The sequence below is a fragment of the Psychrobacter sp. ASPA161_9 genome, from assembly GCF_051970275.1.
Classification (GTDB): domain Bacteria; phylum Pseudomonadota; class Gammaproteobacteria; order Pseudomonadales; family Moraxellaceae; genus Psychrobacter.
Map to the genome: position 1 here is coordinate 600,312 of NZ_JBEFNI010000001.1, position 22,055 is coordinate 622,366.

General features: G+C 41.5%; 15 protein-coding genes. 10 read left to right on the forward strand and 5 right to left on the reverse strand.

Annotated features, from left to right (window positions below):
- Positions 1 to 17 precede the first annotated feature (17 nt).
- From ACTQ9S_RS02255 to ACTQ9S_RS02275, 5 genes are all read left to right on the forward strand, one after another.
- Complete coding sequence (locus tag ACTQ9S_RS02255; RefSeq protein ID WP_068039254.1) at positions 18 to 1,112, forward strand: tetratricopeptide repeat protein; 1,095 nt, start codon at positions 18 to 20, stop codon at positions 1,110 to 1,112.
- 390 nt (positions 1,113 to 1,502) lie between these two features.
- Positions 1,503 to 3,902 (forward strand): esterase/lipase family protein, encoded by a 2,400-nt coding sequence (locus tag ACTQ9S_RS02260; RefSeq protein ID WP_440453555.1) that lies wholly within the window; start codon positions 1,503 to 1,505, stop codon positions 3,900 to 3,902.
- 467 nt (positions 3,903 to 4,369) lie between these two features.
- Complete coding sequence (locus tag ACTQ9S_RS02265; RefSeq protein WP_068036325.1) at positions 4,370 to 5,878, forward strand: cytochrome ubiquinol oxidase subunit I; 1,509 nt, start codon at positions 4,370 to 4,372, stop codon at positions 5,876 to 5,878.
- A complete protein-coding gene (gene cydB, locus ACTQ9S_RS02270; protein WP_350656553.1) occupies positions 5,878 to 6,894 on the forward strand; it encodes a cytochrome d ubiquinol oxidase subunit II in 1,017 nt (338 codons plus the stop codon). The genes ACTQ9S_RS02265 and cydB overlap by 1 nt, the downstream gene beginning before the upstream one ends.
- 96 nt (positions 6,895 to 6,990) lie before the next feature.
- Entirely contained in the window at positions 6,991 to 7,107 is a 117-nt protein-coding gene (locus ACTQ9S_RS02275) for a DUF2474 domain-containing protein (protein WP_149038799.1), read from the forward strand.
- A gap of 86 nt (positions 7,108 to 7,193) precedes the next feature.
- Here the strand turns inward: ACTQ9S_RS02275 and murU are convergent, their stop codons facing one another.
- Positions 7,194 to 7,922 carry an N-acetylmuramate alpha-1-phosphate uridylyltransferase MurU gene (murU, locus tag ACTQ9S_RS02280; protein ID WP_440453557.1) on the reverse strand — a complete coding sequence of 243 codons (729 nt, stop codon included), beginning with the start codon at positions 7,920 to 7,922 and terminating at the stop codon, positions 7,194 to 7,196.
- 61 nt (positions 7,923 to 7,983) lie between these two features.
- Complete coding sequence (locus ACTQ9S_RS02285) at positions 7,984 to 9,114, reverse strand: aminoglycoside phosphotransferase family protein (protein WP_440453559.1); 1,131 nt, start codon at positions 9,112 to 9,114, stop codon at positions 7,984 to 7,986.
- Between the two features lie 484 nt (positions 9,115 to 9,598).
- On the opposite strand from ACTQ9S_RS02285, the gene lptD reads away from it, so the two are divergent.
- The 3 genes from lptD to ACTQ9S_RS02300 all read left to right on the forward strand — a co-directional run bounded on the left by lptD (position 9,599) and on the right by ACTQ9S_RS02300 (position 15,036).
- A complete protein-coding gene (lptD, locus tag ACTQ9S_RS02290; protein ID WP_440453561.1) occupies positions 9,599 to 12,697 on the forward strand; it encodes an LPS assembly protein LptD in 3,099 nt (1,032 codons plus the stop codon).
- Positions 12,698 to 12,904: 207 nt separating this feature from the next.
- The gene (locus ACTQ9S_RS02295) at positions 12,905 to 14,308 is read left to right on the forward strand and encodes a peptidylprolyl isomerase (RefSeq protein ID WP_440453563.1); all 1,404 of its coding nucleotides are present in this window, start codon (positions 12,905 to 12,907) and stop codon (positions 14,306 to 14,308) included.
- 482 nt (positions 14,309 to 14,790) lie between these two features.
- Positions 14,791 to 15,036 (forward strand): hypothetical protein, encoded by a 246-nt coding sequence (locus ACTQ9S_RS02300; protein ID WP_068036338.1) that lies wholly within the window; start codon positions 14,791 to 14,793, stop codon positions 15,034 to 15,036.
- Between the two features lie 491 nt (positions 15,037 to 15,527).
- Here the strand turns inward: ACTQ9S_RS02300 and ACTQ9S_RS02305 are convergent, their stop codons facing one another.
- Positions 15,528 to 16,658: an endonuclease/exonuclease/phosphatase family protein gene (locus ACTQ9S_RS02305; protein WP_440453565.1), complete on the reverse strand. Its 1,131-nt coding sequence runs from the start codon at positions 16,656 to 16,658 to the stop codon at positions 15,528 to 15,530.
- Between the two features lie 423 nt (positions 16,659 to 17,081).
- On the opposite strand from ACTQ9S_RS02305, the gene asd reads away from it, so the two are divergent.
- A complete protein-coding gene (gene asd / locus ACTQ9S_RS02310) occupies positions 17,082 to 18,215 on the forward strand; it encodes an aspartate-semialdehyde dehydrogenase (protein WP_068036343.1) in 1,134 nt (377 codons plus the stop codon).
- A gap of 164 nt (positions 18,216 to 18,379) precedes the next feature.
- On the opposite strand, the gene ACTQ9S_RS02315 is transcribed toward asd, so the two are convergent.
- On the reverse strand, positions 18,380 to 18,973 hold the full coding sequence (locus ACTQ9S_RS02315; protein WP_228138835.1) for an SOUL family heme-binding protein: 594 nt from the start codon (positions 18,971 to 18,973) through the stop codon (positions 18,380 to 18,382).
- Between the two features lie 302 nt (positions 18,974 to 19,275).
- On the opposite strand from ACTQ9S_RS02315, the gene tgt reads away from it, so the two are divergent.
- A complete protein-coding gene (tgt, locus tag ACTQ9S_RS02320) occupies positions 19,276 to 20,427 on the forward strand; it encodes a tRNA guanosine(34) transglycosylase Tgt (RefSeq protein ID WP_350656565.1) in 1,152 nt (383 codons plus the stop codon).
- 100 nt (positions 20,428 to 20,527) lie between these two features.
- Here the strand turns inward: tgt and ACTQ9S_RS02325 are convergent, their stop codons facing one another.
- On the reverse strand, positions 20,528 to 21,880 hold the full coding sequence (locus tag ACTQ9S_RS02325; RefSeq protein ID WP_440453567.1) for a sodium-dependent transporter: 1,353 nt from the start codon (positions 21,878 to 21,880) through the stop codon (positions 20,528 to 20,530).
- Positions 21,881 to 22,055 lie beyond the last annotated feature (175 nt).

The following is a 22,055-nucleotide window of genomic DNA, read 5'->3' on the forward strand; positions in this document are numbered from 1 at the left end:
CCAAGGTAACGATTGCCATGAGCCAACCCATAAGTCACGATAAACACCATAAATTTGCTACTCTAACCGCCCTAGCAACGGCTTGCACAATGATGCTTTCAGCTCCTGCCTTAGCTGCGACCCCTGATACGACTGCTGCACCGGCAATCAGTACCAGCGCACCGAGTGCTATTGACTCAAGCAAACGCATTATTCGCCGTGCACAGCCAAATGCAACTATCAGTAGTGTACAGCCAAGCCTTCCTGAAGCCGATGCTACTACCCCAACTACCGCTCAGTCTACGCCTCAGCAAAACAGTGCAGCTGCGCCAGCTCAGCCAACCCCTTACACACCTGTGGTTCCTGTAACTCCGAAACCTACAGGTGCCACGCAAGTTTATCAACGTGGTCCTATTACTAGTACTGGTGTTGACATTAGCGGTGGTCAGCTGGGCAATTTTCCAACGCCACAAGTACGTATCTCAGATATCAGTTTTGTGCCTACGCTATTGATTCCGCAGACAACGGGGCTTGGTACAGACAAGCTTGATGTCAGTTTACTTGATGACTTTATTAAAGAAGTGTCACCTAACGCGCGTCATTATCCACCGAACTTCCCTAACCGCTCACAGCGCCACTATGCTCGCGAAAAAATCAAAGTAATGACCGAGTGGATTGAACCGTACGCCAGTGCACCTAATGCCTCTTACGATGTACTCTTGCGTGCTGCAAAACTTAACGGTATGGGTCGTAACTTAGACTTGGGTTCAGATTTTGCCGTTCGCGGTGGTAAATATGTCGATCGCGCTATCAAAGCCAAACCTGACAGTGGTGAAGCCAATTTCCTATATGGCATGATGTTATCGGAAGGTGGTGGGTTTAAAGAAGGGAAAAAGTATCTGGACAAGGCTGTTTCACTTGGTTATACCGAAGCAGAACAAAGCCTAGCTCAGTCAGACTTATTGAGCGATCGCCGTAACGAAGCCTTAGATCGCCTACGTCGACTCGAACAACAAGTGCCGGACAATAGCATCATTCGTCAACAGATCAAGCTGATTGAAGATGGCAAATTCTACATCTGGGACTTACCGGCACCGAACATCAACGTTAAACCGAACTCTCCAATTACCTAGATTTATTGTTATAAATACATACCGTTGATCTATATTATTAAATAAAGAGCTACCTTAAAAAGCGTGTTCGTTTTATATTGATATTGCATCAATCATAAAACAAACGCGCTTTTTTGTGGGCTAAGATATCTGTCTTAAGAAACTATCTATAAAACCATAATATTAACCATTACTTCTATCAGTCTGCGCCGTTCAATAATTAAGATTTAAACGTTAACAGTTAATGCATATAGTGTAAGCGCACAAGGTACGCTACACTCGTAAGTATATGGGCATTCGTTATAGAAGTACTTATTGAAAGCGTTATTTTACAAAATTCATCTACTGAGGTCTTCTATGTCATTTGCCAGTCTTACTGCAGTCCTGTCAGCATATGTTAAGAAAAAACCCATGCCTATCGCGTCAGTAGCAATGGCAGCGACTATGATGCTATTGACGGCCTGTAGTACAGTCTCAGTCAATAAGCAAACTCAGGCAAAAACCATTAAAAACCAGCGTGGTAGTATCGTTACTGAAAATAAGCTTAGTACGGCTACTTCTGCCACACTATTGTCTGCCGGTCTTAATGAGCAAGCGTGTATACAGTACTTTGACCAATGTTTAGCACAATTAACCGATAGCATACTCAATGAACACTATAGATCGGCACTTGCTGTCTATGCTGAGATTCATTATGCAAAGGCGATTCAACTTGCTAACTCAGCAGATTGCCAACAGGCTTTATCACGACCACCCCTTGACCCTTATTACGCTAATGCTCCTTTGACAGCAGAGCAAAAAGATGCTCAAGAGCGAAATACCAACACCTGTGTCAACAGCTATCAGGCGCGGCTTTTTGATGCGATTAAACTTAGTTATACTTATTTATTTTATGATAGCTTAACCCACGATTTTGAAGAGGCTAGTACTGACAAAACTGTCGTGCGCCAACCCCAACGTATTCCAACCGATATCGATATCCAAACTCAAGACGTCTATAATGCGGCCACTAACAGCGTTGTTACACAGTTATATCGTTCAACAGACTCTTCAAATAGCATGATGGACAATACCAAAATAAAGTACCTGCCAACCAATGCTACGATTGATACTAGTAACAAGGCAGCAATTGCCAATCGAGCGCCGTTGCGTGGTAAGCCTACTGATCAGATTAACGTCATGAATATCCAAGTCGACAACTATGACCTCAACGTTTATCTACCTAATGAAAACAACTATCTACAAAACGCACATAAGCAAGCTTCTGCTCTTGCTGATTTGACTTCAACTTATGAGCTGCGTTTGACTGGGCTCAACTCAGTCAGTAAGCGTCCAGGTCTTGGGGTCAGCTTAGTTGCCTCACTGGATGACCGTTATACCACTACTATCCGCCAACTATTAGCTTCATCACTATCAGGTAAGTTATCTGCAATGGCAAGCAACGGTAGCATGGAAGATAGCGAAACGAGCACGCGCATCTATCCTACTGGGCATCTACTTATGACCGGTGTGGTAAAGCCAATAGGTGACAGTGTGCTTGACGTACTTAGTAGCAATCAGCTCGATATTCACTTATATAACCCCTATCGTAGTAACAGCGTCAATATCCTTGGTAATGACTATCCGCTTGCCGCTAACTTTTCTGCAGGTTATGGACTGTGGTTGGCAGAGAACCAGCTTGACGGTGTCGGTTATTTGAACTTACTGACGCGACGTCAAGAAACAACACTGCCTAAACTATTTATGCTTGAACCTTATGATCCTAATAAGCGTGTGATTGTCATGATACATGGCTTAGCCTCTAGTCCTGCGACATGGGTTAACTTAACCAACGATATATTCAGTGATGACAAGCTACGTGACAACTATCAAGTATGGCAAATATTTTATCCGACCAACCTGCCTATTCTAGAAAATCGCTACCAGATTCAAAAGCTTCTTGAAACCACTTATCAACAAACAGATCCTAACGGACAAAATCGCGCTAGTAAAAACAGCGTGATTGTCAGCCACAGTATGGGAGCTATTATTTCTCGTATGATGCTCTCTGACGACAATTTGGCAAAAAACCTCGACGCATTAGATGATAAGAACTTAATTTCAGATAGCGCAAAACGTCAAATTGATCAAACTCTCAGACAGGCTTTTGGTAAGGAAGAGATTCGTAAGCGTTTCCAGCTGCAAACCTTACCACAGGTTGATACCGCTGTATTTTTGTCTGCGCCATTTCAGGGTACTGATTATGCAGACCGCTGGTTCACCCGTGCACTACGGCGTATTATATATTTGCCAATAAGCTTAGTAAAAACCGTTACTGATAATTTAGCTACTATTGCAACTCAAGGTGATTTGGCACAGAACCCGTTAGGTGCGCTATATCTGCAAAATGGTGCAAGTCAACTGAGTAACAAGTCCTCATTTATTCAGTTGACTAAAGACATCATTATCAACGATCGTATTACCTATCACTCCATTATTGCCAATAATGATACAGATATCACTCAAGGCTTGGCAAGAATGCAGCCCGGTGGAGCTAGGATAGACTTATCCCAAGCGACAAAATCAGGTACAAATGGTGAGACCGATACATCTTCTATACCGAGTGCGCCACTTGTAGCAGCGGTGATGGTGGATGAAGATATTAGTCAAGCACTCACTGAGCGTTTATCCGATGGCATTGTGCCTTATACTAGCGCCCATCTCGATGGTGCTGCCTCCGAAACCGTAATCAGTGGTGGTCATAGTATCCAAGCTAACCCGCAAACTATTCTGACGTTGCGACGCATCTTGCATAAACAGCTACAACAGTAGCCTTCACTTAGCATCATGAATAGCTTGTTATGCTTTTGCTGGTAGCAAACTATTCATAGCTCTAGTCGACATTGATAGTCTTTCTCAGAGCTTTGATTATAGGTAAAACACCCCTTAATTATTGGTAGTTATTAATGACGGACTAGTAGTCATTGAGTTAATGACGCTTACTATGCACAGCTTGCGTGTGTACCTATGGTGGCGCATAATATATGCACGTTAATGTATATTAATCTACTGATTTTATAGACAAATGACTTTAATTTATAAGGATATAAGTTATCTACTGCAATTAAGAACGTCTTAAATAAAGATATCTTTATTTAAGACGTTCTTAGCTGAATGTCATTTGTAGCTAAATAACAATTGGCTATTGCCCGTAATGCTCGTACTACTGATTACGGACAGTTACTTGAGCGTATCATGGAAGCTATCGCTAGTCAGCTAACAGGTAAAGGTAACCGTTTATGTTCGCTACGTTTATGATTGATCAGATGGATGCGCTAATGCTAGCGCGCATCCAGTTTGCTTTTGTTATCTCTTTTCATATTGTCTTTCCTGCCTTCTCTATCGGACTTGCCAGCTTTCTGACAGTGCTTGAATTTCGCTGGCTCAGGACCGGCGAGCCTATTTACGCTGAAGTCTATAAACATTGGGTAAAAATATTTGCCGTTGTTTTTGGCATGGGCGTGGTATCGGGCGTGGTCATGTCCTATCAGTTCGGAACAAACTGGGCAGTATTCTCAGACAGAGCTGGTAACGTCTTAGGTCCTCTACTCGCCTATGAAGTTCTGACCGCGTTCTTTTTAGAAGCTTCTTTCCTAGGAATTATGCTATTTGGTTGGGGCCGAGTCAGTAAGCGCATGCACTTTGCATCGACCGCTATTGTAGCCATTGGTACGCTCATTTCAGGGTTTTGGATTTTGGCGGCTAACAGCTTTATGCAAACGCCGCAGGGTTTTATGATGGGCGCTGACGGTCTACTCTATCCAACCAACTGGCTTGAGATTATTTTTAATCCCTCATTTCCTTACCGCTATGCACATATGATGACGGCAGCATTTTTGACCACTGCCTTTGTGATTGGTGGTATCGGTGCTTATTATATTCAGTCTAAAAAGCATACCGAACATCGTCAGCATGGCCGCGTTATGTTAGGTATGGCGATGGTCATGGCTATTTTTGTCGCCCCAGCACAAGTATTGATTGGCGATATGCATGGCTTAAATACTCTTGAACATCAACCTGCTAAAGTTGCAGCGATGGAAGGGCTTTGGGAAGATGAGCGCGGTGCGCCATTAATCCTGTTTGCTATTCCAGACCAAGAGGCACAAAAAAACCATTATGAAGTCAAAATACCTTATGTATCTGGTCTGATTTTAACTCATTCGTTAGATGGCGAAGTTAAAGGGCTTAAGAACTGGGCCCCAGAGGACCAGCCTTATGTCCCTATCGTATTTTGGTCGTTTCGCGTTATGGTAGGTATTGGAACGCTGATGGTGTTAGTAGGATTATTTAGCCTCTATAAATACTTTAAAAAACAGCAGTTCAATCCTGAAAGTAAATGGTTCCACCGTGCATGGATGATGATGACGCCTCTTGGTTTCATTGCTCTGCTTGCTGGCTGGTTCGTTACCGAAACTGGTCGTCAGCCTTGGACGGTATATGGCGTGATTCGTACTGCTGAAAGTATGTCACCCGTTGCTGCACAGCAAGTGGCAACAACGCTGATTGGCTTTATCGTGCTGTATATCTTTGTTTTCGGTGCGGGTAGTTTCTATATCCTACGTTTGATTGCTCAAGGGCCTAAACCGTATGAAGACCCTGCGGATGACAACTTTTATGAGCATTCTATCACTGAGGGTCAAGGTCGTACGCTTAGTGGTGATAGCCATGCCAGTGAAAAGATGGAGCAACATGACTCTGAAGATCTTGATACGCCAGCGAATGATAAAGAAGATGGAGGGTTGCGCTAATGTTTAACTACGGTGATGTATTAGATTTACCTTTAATCTGGGGCGGACTAATCGCTCTATCTGTCTTTATTTATGTACTGCTTGATGGCTTTGACTTAGGTTGTGGCATTTTGTTCCCCTTTGCGGGCTCAGATAAAAACCGTAGCCGGATGATGAACTCTATTGCTCCCTTTTGGGATGGTAATGAGACTTGGCTAGTATTGGGCGGTGGTGGCTTGTTTGCCGCTTTCCCAGTCGCTTACGGTATTATTATGACGGGTCTCTACTTGCCCGTTACCGCAATGCTATTTGGTCTTATTATGCGCGGCGTGGCGTTTGAGTTTCGCTTTAAAGCTTCCTCACGCCGTCATGTCTGGGATACCTTCTTTTTTGTAGGTTCTGTGGTAGCTACTTTCTCTCAAGGAATTATGCTTGGTGCATTGGTTCAGGGGTTAGAAGCAAGTAACCGCTTATATACTGGTGGTCCTTTTGATTGGTTCTCACCTTTCCCAATCATGTGCGGGTTTGCACTTATTATCGGTTATGCGTTACTGGGCTCTACTTGGCTGATTATCAAAACTGAACATAAACTGCAAATTTGGGCGCGCAAAGTCTCTGGCTGGATGTTGATGGCATTAGTAGCCGCGATGATTGCCGTCACGATATCTATGTTCTTCTCAGATATCGATGCGCTTGAGGGCTGGTTTAGCTTCCCAGGTTTGCTCTATCTCGCGCCGATGCCAATTATTGTATTACTGCTATTCTTCTTAATGCGTAAGGACTTAAATACTGAGCGTGAATATCGTCCATTTTTATTGACGGTCGCTCTATTTTTGATGGGTTATATCGGTGTGTGTTTTGCTATATTCCCTTATATAGTACCGTATCAGATGACGATTTATGAAGCTGCCGCTGCCGATACCTCACTATCCTTTATGCTGATTGGTGCAGTTATTATGCTGCCGATTATCTTAAGTTACACCGCTTTTGCGTATTATACCTTTAAAGGTAAATCTGATCATAATCCTATGTATTAATCAATAATAGTAGTATGCAATGGATAAATTAGAATGATTGTAGCTGCTGTACTAAATGATAGCAGCCACAATCAAAACGCAAATTGGGAGGTCACCATGAGAAAGCTTAGTAAGAAACAATCCCAATGGGCATGGTTCATTGGTTTATATCTAGCAGGTTTTTTAGTTATCTTTACTATTGCCCAATTAATCAAATTGGCGATGGGCGTTTAAAATATTATTTATGTGATAAAAAAGCAGCGCTGATCATAAGATTAGCGCTGCTTTTTATTATCAAACTTCTTTCATTATCGTACTAATCAAGCGCCATAATGATTATCCGCGCCTTTACTGTTAATAAAATCATTTACTTGCACTAGACGCTCAGGCGTACCAACGTCTATCCAGTTATCTTTAATCACTTCAGCGGTAATCTGAAACTTAATCATCGCCTGCTTAAGCAATGGCGCTAGTGCCGCTGGTTGCCCCGTTACCAGTCCATCAACCAATCTGGGAGACATTACGCTAATACCAGCAAAGGTATATTTGTCAGCATCACCAACTGGATTCTCACTGGCCAAACCATTATTGATAGCGAAGTCACCACCATCATTATGTTCTGGATTATCAATTAATAATAGATGTGCACGCTGATCGGCACTCAGCGTATAGTCTTGCAATTGCGCAAAATCATACGTTGTCCAGACATCAGAGTTAACTAGGATAAAGGGTTCATCTCGCAATTTACCTGATTGTAATGCTTGAAAAATCCCGCCTGCAGTCTCCAAAGGCTCATTATCTTCAACTGACCAATGCAAATTCACCCCATATTGCGACCCATCGCCCAGTGTATCCATTAGCTTGTCAGCAAGCCATGAGACATTGATAGTAATATCAGTGATGCCCGCTGCTTGTAACGCTTTAATATGCCAGACAATTAGCGGCTGTCCACCGACTTCAACTAAAGGTTTGGGGGTTTCAAGAGTTAATGGACGCAGGCGTGTTCCCTTGCCAGCAGCCAAAATCATTGCTTGCGTTATAACAGACATGCACGCTCCTTATTAAAGTTATTATTTCAGTAACCGACTCAATTCATCAAAATTTAAACATCTATTGCGATGCAAACTTGTCTTGATAAGCAGGTAATACGCTATCTTGCAGCCATTGATTAAACGGCAATATTGCTTGCTTCATAGCATCACTACCTTGCTCAGCAAGGCAATTTAACTCAAGAATGAGATCGCGCATGACTTTTGGAATATCAGCCAAATAGCGGTTTTTACCATCACGCTCAGACAAACGAATAAAAATTCCTAATACTTTTAGATGTCGTTGTACACCCATTACATTCAAATCATGTTCAAACTGCTCAGCACTGTCCGCTGTCGGTAGCGTTGCTAGCTGCTGCAATTGCCAGAAATCCTTAACCCAGCTTGATACCTGACTCTCTGGCCACTCCACATAGGCATCACGCACTAACGATACCAAATCATAAGTATATGCACCGATTACAGCATCTTGAAAATCAATGACGCCTAAGCGCGAATGATCTGCTTGATCTTGCATCAAATTGCGACTGTGATAATCACGATGAACAATCACCTGCGGTTGGATCAAAATATCATCGATTAAGGCCGATTTTAGATTTTCCCATAACTTCTCATTAAGGCTTACACCAATATAAGGTATGAACCAATCACGGAACAAATCCATTTCACGATTGAGCATTGCGCTATCATAATCAGGCAGTTCGTGCTCTACGCGAGCTGTCTGCACAGGCGTTTTTTGTAAATCGACTAATGTTTTCATCGCCAACTGGTAACAGTCATTCACCTTTGCAGTTGGCGCATCAACTAATAAGTGCGCGAACTCTGTCGCTCCAAAATCTTGTAGTACCAAAAACCCTTGTGCCATATCTTGGGCAATAAGCTCTGGCACATTGATTGCAGGCGCCATCAGCTTAGTAACGTTGACAAACTGCTGCATTGCTTCTTGCTCATCAGCGGAATCCATGACGATATACCGTGCTGCTGGGGTATCATCGCTGCTGTTAGCATCAAACAGTTGTATGCGATGGTACTGGCGTGCACTGGCATCACCCGGTAAGCTATCAAGAATAAACGTTTGATCTTCAAATACTTGCTGCAACCAGTTCTCTAATTGCTGCTGACGGGTACTGTTATCGACATCAGTATTGATATTAGTATTGGCATCAGGCTGTAAAACTATATTGTCTGTCATAAAGTGCATCGCAGGTTAACAGTCAATAAGCTTAAGTACTTGATAATTGTAAGAACAATAATACTGAAAATACAATCGTCAAAAATACCTAGCATTAATGACTAAATTAGTAATAAATAAAGTGAATACTTGCTAAAATGACGAGCTATTTTTATTTGCTGGACGTTTTAGGTTATTTTTAAGCCTCATTTTATGCGCTGTGCTGAGCATTAATGGTAAAAACGTCTTGCTACGTCATAAAATTTGATGAATAGTGTAGCTGATTTGGTTTTTTTTGACTATGATAACTCATCAATAGTTGTAATATGACCGGATATCCAAATCTATATTATCGTATAGTGGTCAGATATACCTTTGCTATTGACTCGTTTTTATTGGCTCAAACTGGTTTTTTATCAGTCTAGCTTAGATATAGGACGAGATTAAAATATACAACTGAACCAAATATCGCAACCCCATAGGCTTTGCAATCATAGGTGTGCCCTTGTTATATTCTCCGCTTTACCAAAGCATTCGTTTGATTTTATTTGGTGCCTTGAGCTTGACCGGCTTGACTGTGAGCGCTGCTACAATAATGAGCGATGATAAGCAGGCAGCACCGTTAATCTCTGACAGCCCTAGTATTGCTAGTGCTCCTACCAAAGAATACAGCAATAGCTATAGTAATGAATTAAGCACTATACCAAAGACAAATTTGGACTCTTCAACCACTATTGAGCTTGCCAACTCTGAGCAAATTGCTGTCGCGCCAATTAGCAATCAGACTAAAGATACCAGTTATAACTTAACTTCTAGCGATGATTTCAACTCTAATAACAAATTAACTGCTAATAATGTAATTACTGAAACTGACACCACAGCTGCGCTGCCAGTAACTGAAACTACTCAAAATCTAGCTCTTGAAGCAGAGCGATCATTCAATAAAAGCGATAGTAAGAGTTCAACGCAGACACGTCAAAATACGAATAAGAATTCAGCAATTGATAACAGTCGTCTTAATCTTAATGATGAAAGTGTTCAAGACAGTCTGATGCGTTTAGCAGAATTTTATGAGCTGACTCCAGATACTGATCCGTCAACTTTAAGAAATAATGACAATACTATAAACTCTGAACAAACTACTAGCTCTGAACAAGACGGTATTCAAAATACGCTAACGCCTACGCCGCAAACCATTCCAAAAGTAGGTGAAAACTTAAGGCTACTTCCAAGGGTCGTAGATAGCGCTCAGCGCTGTGAAGGCCAATGGGTTAATCCTAAACGTAATCCTAATTACCAGCGCGCAGTAAATGAAGCAGGTGGACAGGCAAATACCAATCTTAACGGCGTTCCTAATAATCAAGCGCCACTGTTTGCGGAGTCTGATTACGGCTACTACGATAATGTAGATTATGCTGAGCTATCAGGCAACGTCATTATCGACCAAGGCACTCAGCATATTGAAGCCGATAAAGTCGTGCTTGATTTGACCAATGGCGTTGCTGCTGCGCAAGGCAAGGTGATGTTTACTGACCAAGCCACCGGTAACAACAACACTAGAAACAATGGTAGAGCTAGCATCACTAATAGGGCTACACAAGGTGGTCTCATCGGTATTGCAGATAACTTGGCTTATAATACCGAGACTGGACAATCAACTGCTGATGAAGTGGCTTTTGCCAGTGTGGAATTGCAAGCACATGGCTACGCCAAGCGTTTGAATCGACCTAACGACACTCAGTATGAGCTTGATGAGGTGATGTTCAGCACCTGTCCGCCCACAAATCGCAAGTGGCAATTCGATGCTAAAAGCATTGATCTAGATACTGAGACAGGGCGCGGCGAAGCTTATAATACTACCTTCCGTATCGCTGATGTTCCTGTATTTTACTTACCTTACTTCAACTTCCCTATCGACAGTCGCCGTAGTAGTGGATTTTTATTACCTAGTGCCAGTATTGGTAGCGAAAGTGGTCTCGAAATCGATATTCCTTATTATTTCAATTTAGCACCCAATTACGATGCTACCCTAAACACTCATATCTACACCAATCGTAATCCTATGCTCTCAGGTGAGTTCCGTTATTTAACTGAGCAATATGGCGAAGGTATCTTTAACGGCTCATATTTACCTAATGACAAAGAGTATGACGATGAGGATCGGAGTAGCTTTTTCTATGATCATTATTGGTCATCGAATAGCATTCCACGTTTGAGTGGTGATGCGAAGTACAGTTATGTGTCTGACGAAGACTACCTTAACGACTTTGATACGCTGGGTTTATCAGACAATACGTTGAACCTGCCAAGACGTGCCCGACTTAATTATTATAATGATTATGTTAATGGTGAGCTAAAACTTGAAACGTTCCAAACGCTCAGTGCATTTACTAACGCAGGCGATGCGCTAGAAGATAAAGATAAGCCCTACTCACGTCTACCACAGTTATCATTAAATTACCGCCTACCATGGTTAGATGCCTTTGATATTACTGGCGTTCACGACTCAGCTTACTTCAAAAAATCCATTGATGATGGTTCTGAAGATGAAAAGAGCGGTGTACGTGTCTATAACAAGTTAAGCACTACTTATCCGATTGAAGCTGCATGGGGTTATGTAAAACCCAAGCTTAGCCTGCAACACCTGTACACCTCGTATGATCAAGATAGCTTAGAGGATAACCAATTAAATAAAGAGGACGGTAATCAATCAGTATTTGTACCACAAGCTAGTATTGATGCTGGTCTGCACTTTTATCGCCCTGGTTCACCATTTGGTGCCTTCGACGATACAATGGGCGGCTATCAGCTACTTAGTCCGCGTCTAAAATATACTTACTCACCATTTGAAGACCAAAACGATATTCCTAACTTCAATACTCGTATTGCGTCTATTAACTATGAACAGCTATTTTCGGACAGTTGGTTCTTAGGACATGATCGCTTGCAAGACTTGCATGCTATTACTCCAGGTATCAATTATCGTTACATCGACGCAACGGGTGTGACACGTTTTGATGGTAGCATTGCAGAGCAGTTCTATCATGGTGATGGGCGCGTCACTCTTGATGATCAGACGCCAGTATTTAACACCTCATCATCTGGAATGGTATGGAATGCTAGCACCCAACCTTACAATAACGTATGGGTTGATGTTAGTGGCGCTTTAAATAACAGCTACGACCTCAATTATCTTACGACAGAGCTACGCTATCAGCCGTCAGATAATAGCTTATTTAACGTCGGTTTTGTCAAACGCCAGCGTGATGAAAATACTGATCAATTGCCATTATCTGCATTTACAGCATCGGCAATTTTCCCTGTTAATAACAGTTGGCGCGTGTTGGCACAAGGACAATACGATTATCGTAGTGATAAAATGCTAGATGCACTCGTCGGTATTGATTATGAAGACTGCTGTATTGGTTTTGCAGTTTATGGTCGCCGCTACTATAATGATTTAAACCTTAAAGAGAAACCTACGCAAGCGATTATGGCAGAGATTAGGCTCAACGGGCTTGGCAGTGGTAGCAGTCGTCTCACCCGCTTACTTGCGGATAAGGTCTTAGGCTTTGAGCCAGTACAAACTGCTTGGAAAGATTAGCAGAAATTTTTAGAAATATTGATTTAGCAGTCTTAAATTAACGAGCGATAATGTAGTAATTGAAGCAATTCAATAGACTAAATAATCACGTAATAACATTGTGGGCAAGAGTATTCAATATATGATTATTTGTAATGTAACCTGCGAATAATTATGAAGATCATTGCCCAAACACCATCCGATGCGATGACATTGATGAGGAGCATCATGAGATTTTTTTCTTTACGTCAGACCAGCCGTGCTGTACTAATTTCTATGGGTATGAGCGCAGGCATTTTAATAAGCTTTAGTAGTCAAGCAGCAACTGTTAAACCTGCAAATGCGCAACCAAACGTTGCAACTGCTAGTCAAAACAACAATGCTCGCTTAACGCCTGCTAATAGTACTGACGGTATTATTGCTCTAGTCAATGATAACGCTATCTTAAAAAGCGATTTAGTCGATGCTATTGCTCAAACCCAAGCACGTGCGCAAGCAGCTGGCGAGCCTATCGCCAATTCAGCGCAATTGCAGTCTGAGGTATTAAATGCATTGATTCTACGTGAGTTGCAACTCTCGTTAATCAATCGTGTCGGTCTCAAGGCCGATGAAGCAGCCATCAATCAACGTCTTGCACAAATTGCTCAGTCTGAAGGACTTGGTAGTATTAGTGCTCTACAGCAACGTCTAGATGCCAATCAAGCAGGAAGCTATGCCGCTTTACGTGCACAACTGATTGAAGACGCTGCTATTCAGTCTTTGCAACAGCGCCAAATCACCAGCCGTGTACGTATCAGTGAGCAAGATATTGATGCGTTTTTGAACTCTCCGGAAGCCAAGCGCCTAAATCAAAGTGAATATCAAACTATTCACGTTCGCGTACCGTATATAGATGACTATAGTCGCTTATCTGAAGCTCAGCGTAGTGAGGCGCTAAAAGTCGCTCAAGCATTACGTACTCGTCTACAAGCGCCAAATGTCGATGTTGAAGCTGCCGTAGCCGCAGCCCAGGGCAGCTATCCAATTCCGTTGCAAGGTGGCGATATGGGCTTTCATAAAGCTGCTGCTCTGCCCATAGAGCTCTCTAGCGAGATTACTAAGCTTGAAGTTGGTGCCGTTAGCGCTCCACTAGTGACCCCTGAAGGCATTGATATTATTAAACTGGCTAATAAAAAAGCTAGTGACACTATGATTATACCGCAGTGGCATGCTCGTCATATATTGGTCAAAGTGGATGAGCTACAAACTGATGCACTTGCTGAACAGAAGATTAACGATCTATATGATCAGCTACGTAAAGGTGCAGATTTTGCAGATCTAGCATCAACTTATTCAGATGATCCAGGTTCAGCGGGACGTGGCGGTGATCTTGATTGGGTAAGCGAAGAAGATATGGTTGGCCCATTTGAAGCTGTTATGAAAAACACTACCGTTGGTGATTACTCTGCGCCCTTTAAAACTCAGTTTGGTTGGCATATTTTAAAAGTCGAAGGTAAACGCCAACAGGATGTCAGCGAGCAGTATCGCCGCAACATGGCTCGTCAAGCACTGTATCAACGCTTAGCACCACAAGCCCAAGAAGATTGGTTACAAGAGTTACGTGCTGGTGCTTACATCCAAGTGCTTAATTGATATCTAGATATCATATTTTTAGCTTAAGTTACAGCTGATAGATTTTTAAGGGCATATACAGATGTATATGCCCTTTTTATTATTTTAAAATCTGTTTATAGCAATTAAATTTTCAATTAATCATTAAGAAATCTCAATGTTTTTTACGCCCCGCAAGTCGCTTATTATATGCTAGTATTATTACAACCAACTAGAGTTTGGTTTTGTTGGTTTATTGTTAACTTAAATCCTTTTATAACTGTTTGTACTATTCCTAACCATTATTCACAATAACTGTAACAATCAGCTGATGTTTGGTAAATATAATGCTCCAACAGTTTGCTAAGCCCAAGTAGTTTTTCATTAATCTCATTGCTATAAATGAAAAATCTCATGAGGTAGCATTTTAGGGACTGTCATGGATATTATAAATATAAAAACACTGCTTCGCAGTGCATCTTTTACACCTCCATAATCATATTTGATATTTAGGATACATAAACGTGGACAATAAATTAACTGGTAGCGACTTAACTCGAGCGATGTTAGATCGTGGCGATAAACAGATTTGGTGTGCAGTAGACGATGATAGTGATGAGCGTGCTATTAGCGATCAAATTGATAATGACTTTACGGCTCGTATTGTGTCTTTTCGCGATGGAAAATTTTTCTGTACCGCTGGTATGACATGGTTGTACGCTGTACCCATCAAAATCAGTGTACTTACTCAAGAAGAAGTGGGTTTGTAATTATAACTGGTTTAACTAACAATTGAAGTAACCTATCTTATTTCAAAGAGATGATTGTGGGTGAGATAAACGTGCTTGAAAATCATTATTGCTTTTAAAGGTATATGCAAATGCATATGCTTTTTATATTTAGAGCTACTGTATTTAGTTTGGTAGAACCCTATCATTTAACGAAATAGTACACAAAGAAAAGCCCCGAACCTAGGGCGATTGGTTCGGGGCTTTAACGCTTCATATTGTTATTATTATTGTTTCTTCCTTCGCGACTCATCCTAAGTCACAAACAGTAGCCTATAAGACAGCGGGCTGACCTGTTCTTGTATTGCTACTGTCTCAACACCGCCTCCTTGCCTATCCTTGTGTTGATGGTGCTATTGTATTGGAATCATATATGAGTAGCTAGAGGCTAAAAACCCTATTTGTTGTACGCTTTAGCTTACATTTATCCGCCTAACTGAATAGAAAGAATAGCTGCGCGCTAAAAGATGATGTTAACTAAAATCCGCCTGTTCTTCTGCATGCTCTTTTGAGAGTTTGGTTCCTTCCTTTTTGCCTTCTTCAATTTTGTTTTCTGTTTCTTTGATATCTTCAGTTTGAGCGGTAGGAGCATTTTGTTCCTGCTTACTCGCCTCTTCTGGTTCGTACTGTAAAGTAGTCATAACAGGGAAATGATCAGAGCCAATAGAAGGCATACGCTGAATATCAACCACGGTAAAGCAAGCACTATGAAATATATGATCTAGTGCCCAGCGTAAAAACGGATATTTGACATGAAAGGTATTAATAAAATGTCGACCGATACGCGGATCTAATAAACCTGAAATGCGTTGAAAGCGGCGGGTCGTCTTTGACCATGCTACATCATTGAGATCACCCGCTAATATCGCGGTTTGATCATTATCTTTGATGTGTTTGCCAACCATAAGTAGCTCAGCATCACGGGTAGTTGACTTATCTGCTTCCGTCGGACTTGGCGGCATCGGGTGTAAGCAGTACAACCAAATAACTCGACCACTTTGCAGGCGCATCTGAGTATGAATAGAGGGTATATCATCTATCATTAAATACTTAACTTGAGGATCTATCAGCTCAAGCTTAGAATATAGATGCATACCATACAGATTGTCTAGCGGTACTTTTACAGTATAAGGATAATCTGCTTCAATTTGATGTAGAGCTTTTTCCCACTTCTCATCACTCTCCAACGTAATTAAAATATCAGGCTGTCTTTGATTAACCAAATCGACCAATTTTTGCATTTTATCATTGGGAGTAAGGACGTTTGATACCATTATTTTAAGCTGATGGGCTTGCCCTTCTAGTTTGTCTTTTGCATTCTGAACTTCTTTTTTCCAAAGCTTAGTATATGGTAATACCATTCTGAGCTGAAAAGCCAAAGTAAGACTTAGAGCTATAAATAACAACCATTGTCCTAACTGCCAGTCTGGCCAAAACATTAACATGCTAACCCATGCAATGACGCCTAGTACCATTATCTGAATACGGGGAAATTCAACACCTCGCACCCACCAATTATCAAGAGGCAACCAACCCCATATCGTTACAAATGCGATAAACCCTGCTAACCACTGTGCGCCATAATATAATAGGGAGAGATCCATAGTATGTATTAACCGTTTATTAAATTGATGGTTGAAGTGATAATTATATCCGTCATCATTAGATGACAAAAGCCTGTATTCTTCTCATCTAAAGTGATAATAGAAGCCTACTTTAGCATTTCATAAGACTATAGCCTACTATTGAACATTAATTAAGCCTAGCCTTCCGTAAAATACTACAATTTTGACCCCTACCATAAATAAAGAGCTAAACATTTAACCCTATTTTAACTCAATACTATTAAAGATTAGTAAATCTAATGAATATTATTACAATAGCAATAACTAAAAGTTATAATTATCATAATTAATAGTGAATAGAAAATGCTTAAAATTAATTAAAAATCCTTGCTTTTTATAGCTATTCACGGCATTGTTATTGGTTGGCGATGCAATAAATAATTGTAAGAAGGATTAAGTTTCATGAGTAATTTAACAGTAGGTTTGGTAGGCTGGCGCGGTATGGTTGGGTCAGTATTGATACAACGTATGCAAGAAGAAAATGACTTCGATGGTATTACACCCGTATTTTTTTCAACCAGTAACGCTGGTGGTAATGCTCCAAGCTTTGATGGTATTAAGACCAGCCAACTAAAAGATGCTCATGATATTGCAGCACTAAGTGATTGTGATGTAATTATTACCTGCCAAGGTGGCGACTATACCTCAAAAGTACACCAACCATTGCGTGAAAATGGCTGGAATGGCTATTGGATTGATGCGGCAAGCACATTACGCATGGAAGACGATAGCATTATCATTCTTGATCCAGTCAATCGTACTGTTATTGATAGTGCCCTAGCCAATGGCAAAAAAGACTTTATCGGTGGCAACTGTACGGTGTCACTGATGCTAATGGCTATCGGTGAGTTATTTAACAAAGGCTGGGTCGAATGGGTCAGTGCCATGACTTATCAAGCAGCGAGTGGCTCAGGCGCAAACAATATGCGTGAGTTAATTAATGGTATGGGCGTACTACATGATGCTGTCAAAGACGAGCTGGCTGATCCTGCAAGCGCCATCCTTGAAATCGATAAAAAAATCGCCCAAACTCAACGCTCGGACGACTTTCCTAAGCAATACTTTGGCGTACCATTAGCCGGTAGTTTGATCCCCTATATTGATGCGCAACTAGAAAACAAGCAGTCACGTGAAGAGTGGAAAGGTGGCGTTGAAACCAATAAAATTCTTGGCAACTCTGAAGCTAACAACATTCCTATCGATGGCATGTGTGTGCGCATTGGTGCAATGCGCTGTCATGCACAAGGTCTAACTATTAAGCTAAAAAAAGATATTCCGTTAGAAGAAATTGAAGCAGCACTGAAAAACAGTGGCAATGAGTGGTTAGATTTGGTCGAAGATAATAAGGAAGCCACCATGAACCGCTTAACACCAGTGGCAGTAACGGGTACTTTGACAGTAGCATTAGGGCGCTTGCGTAAGCTTAATATGGGTCCTGAATATCTAGGGGCCTTTACGGTTGGCGACCAACTATTATGGGGTGCAGCTGAACCATTACGCCGTATGCTAAACATCATCCGTGAGCAAAACAGCTAAGATTATTCCTCTAAAAGTCAAATACGAAAAAGACAGCGCTTGCTGTCTTTTTTTATGGGTATATCATTTCCAAAAATGTGAGTAGCACGGAAAAAGAGTATAGGTATTATATTTGGTAGACTTAGCAAATTCGACACTGCTAGTCATATGCTTTGAGGCTAGTATTATTTTGGCTGATAAGCAATCATAACTTCATTGCGGCGCATAAATGGCAGCGTCCATGGCGGATTATAGCGTGCTAATTCAGGAACTCCAGTCATTTCCAATTTCTGTGTATTCATCCAAGACTGCAACTCCTGCGTTTTTTCTGCTACCTTTTTACTGCCTGCCAACCCTGAGAATTTAATAACGCCATAAGTCTGCGCGGGTATTTCTTTAATCGTGATGTTTGAATTATTTGGTTTAGGCAATGTTTGCATTGTATATTGGCTTGGCATAGTAAATTGTACGCGCCATTTACCATCGGCTTGTTGCATATTTACTGGTGCAGTCATGGCAATTTTCTGTGATTCATCGCTACCTTTTTTAACTTCAGGCTGCATGGTAACGGGAGCCGTCATACTAACCTTGCTACTTTCCCCGCTTGGCGCGGTATTATTGCCAAAGATGTAATCTGCTAATATCTTAAATCCTTCGCGGCTGGCAGCGTCTTGATCACCTGTTACCCAAGTCTGCGCCACCAGCTGCTCATCGTAACGACGCAATTCAAAATCATCAATTTGTGACAAAACGGTATAGTCTGGCTCTTCGGTAGCCATAGCTGCTCCTGATATAAATAATAAGCTGCTTAGTAGTAAACAGATTGCTTTGGTCATATTATGTCTCCACTATTCAAAAGCAGTGCTTGACGGCTTTTGTTAGTACCATACTTCATTACCTCGTTTTCTACTTTAACAAGCATTAAGTTGCGCTGTCTGTATCTTTTGGTTGTAGCTGGACAATATCCAATACCTATGTTGAATGAGCCATAAAGTTGATAACCCATAAACATCTATGTCCAAAAAATGGCTAACAATGCTATAATTAGCGCCATTTTCATAGCTTAAATAGCGGTTATTATATGCAATTTGTCTTACATAAAACGGCCAGCGGCGAGACGCGTGCACGCCGTGGTACAGTTCATCTCAATCATGGCGACGTGCAAACGCCTGCTTTTATGCCCGTTGGTACTTATGGTACGGTCAAAGGTATGCTGCCACGTGATATTGAAGCCATTGGCGCTGATATCGTGTTAGGTAACACCTTCCACTTATGGCTACGTCCAGGTACCGAAGTTATCGATAAATTCGGTGGCTTGCACAAATTTATGCATTGGAATAAGCCTATCCTAACCGATTCGGGTGGTTTCCAAGTATTTAGCCTTGGCGCAATGCGTAAAATTACTGAAGAAGGGGTCGACTTCAAATCCCCTATTGATGGTGCTAAGGTGTTTTTATCACCAGAAAAGTCGATGCAGATTCAATATAGCTTAAACTCAGATATCGTCATGCAATTTGATGAATGTACGCCTTATCCAGCGACTCACGATGAAGCCAAAAAATCTTTAGAGCTATCACTACGTTGGGGACAGCGCTGCGTCGACGAGCATAACAGATTAGGCAGTACCAATGCCCTATTCGGCATCATCCAAGGCAGTATGTACCCAGATTTGCGCAAGCAATCACTTGAAGGTCTACTAGAGATTGGTTTCGATGGTTATGCAATAGGTGGTCTGTCTGTTGGTGAGCCAAAAGATGAGATGATGGATGTTTTAGATTATATGCCAGATGCGATGCCAGCAGACAAGCCACGTTATCTCATGGGTGTTGGTAAGCCTGAAGATATCGTTGAAGCAGTGCGCCGAGGTGTCGATATGTTTGACTGCGTCATGCCGACTCGTAACGCCCGTAACGGTCATTACTTCGTCACAGGCGACACAGACAACGCTGGTGTGGTACGTATCCGTAATAGCCAGTATCGTAACGATGAAGGCTCATTAGATCCTGAGTGCGACTGCTATACTTGCCAAAACTTTAGCCGTGCCTATTTATATCATCTTAATAAGTGCAAAGAGATGCTAGGCGCTCAATTAGCAACGATTCATAACTTACGTTATTACCAGCGTTTGATGCAAGGTATCAGAGACGCTATTGAACAAGACATCTTCGATGAGTTCGTTAGTGAGTTTTACAGTAAGCGCGGTCAAACGGTTCCTGAGCTAAACCTGCGCTAATCATAGTTTTTGAGATTGGCACGCATAAAAAAAGGGCTTAAGATAATTCTTAAGCCCTTTTTTACTACTTACCAATTTTATGGCTTAACACTCGCAAGCTCTAACCTATTAGCGTGGTAATAAATACTACAACCACGGCAATCGGAGCAACAAATTTAGCCACTACTTGCCAAAGCTGCCAAGCACCATTGGACAAGCCAAGCTCCTGCTGGATACTATTCTGATCCATTTTCCAACCAAGGAATACGATCGCTGCAAGACCTGTTAAAGGTAACATGAATTTACTAGTGATTTTGTCTAGAATATCAAAGATACCATTACCCATAATAGTAAAATCAGACCATAGGTTAAATGATAACAGTGCAGCAATACCTAGCAGCCAAATTACCGTACTTGCCACAATAGTCGATACAGTACGACTCATTGAAGTGCGCTCTTCTAGAAACTCAACTGTCGGCTCAAGTAATGAGATTGACGAAGTTACTGCAGCAAAAGTAATCAATAAGAAGAACAAAGTACCAATAATAGTACCAGCGCCCATACTACCAAAAGCAATCGGTAGGCTTACAAAGATAAGTCCAGGACCTGAAGCAGGATCAAGACCATTGTTAAAGATGATTGGGAAGATTGCTAACCCAGCAGCCAAAGCAATAACTGTATCGAGAATAACAACAGTACGTGCCGTTTTGAGTAAGTTCACTTCACGACCCAGATATGAGCCATAAGCAACCATGATACCCATACCAATAGATAGCGTAAAGAAGGCATGACCTAATGCTGCGAGCATCACATCAGCAGTCAACTTGCTAAGGTCTGGGGCAAACAAATAGCTAACTGCCTCGCCAAAACCGCCGTTCATAACGTTGTAACCAACGATAACGAATAAAATAACACCTAATAGCGGCATTAAAATTTTAGCAGTATTTTCAATACCCTTAGTCACACCTATACCAACGATCAAAGCAGTAATGATCATAAATACGGTATGCCAAATCGTCAACGTACCTGCTGAAGCTAGCATAGCATCGAAGGTCGCAGCGACAGAATCACTATCTTGACCTGTAAAACTCCCTGTACCTACTTTAGTAATATAGTTAAGTGCCCACCCACCAATAACGCTATAAAACGATAGAATTAAGAAGCCGCCTAAGATACCAGTAGCACCAACAATACCCCAACTACGTGATTTGCCTTCGCTTGCTGCTACATCCGCAAAGGAGTTGATAGGGTTTTTTTGGCCACGGCGACCGATTAACCATTCGGCTACTAAGATTGGAAAACCAACCAACGCGATACAGAACAAGTAAGCAATAACAAAAGCTGAACCACCGCTCTCACCGACCATATATGGAAATTTCCATATATTTCCTAAACCAACTGCTGATCCTACTGCTGCCAGTACAAAACCAAAGCTTGAACTCCATTGAGCATGTTCTTTTTTATTGATAGCCATTTTTCTTTCCTCGTGCTTCACTTAATGCTGTCCATAATCATCCCTGATTATTATAAATAGTTATAATTAATATCAAGCTATTTAGTCAACGCATCAATGTGACGCGCTCAGCAACATTAAGAAAGAATTGTTTACAATACCGTAAACGCTCAGTTTCTGCTAAGCGGCCAAAAAA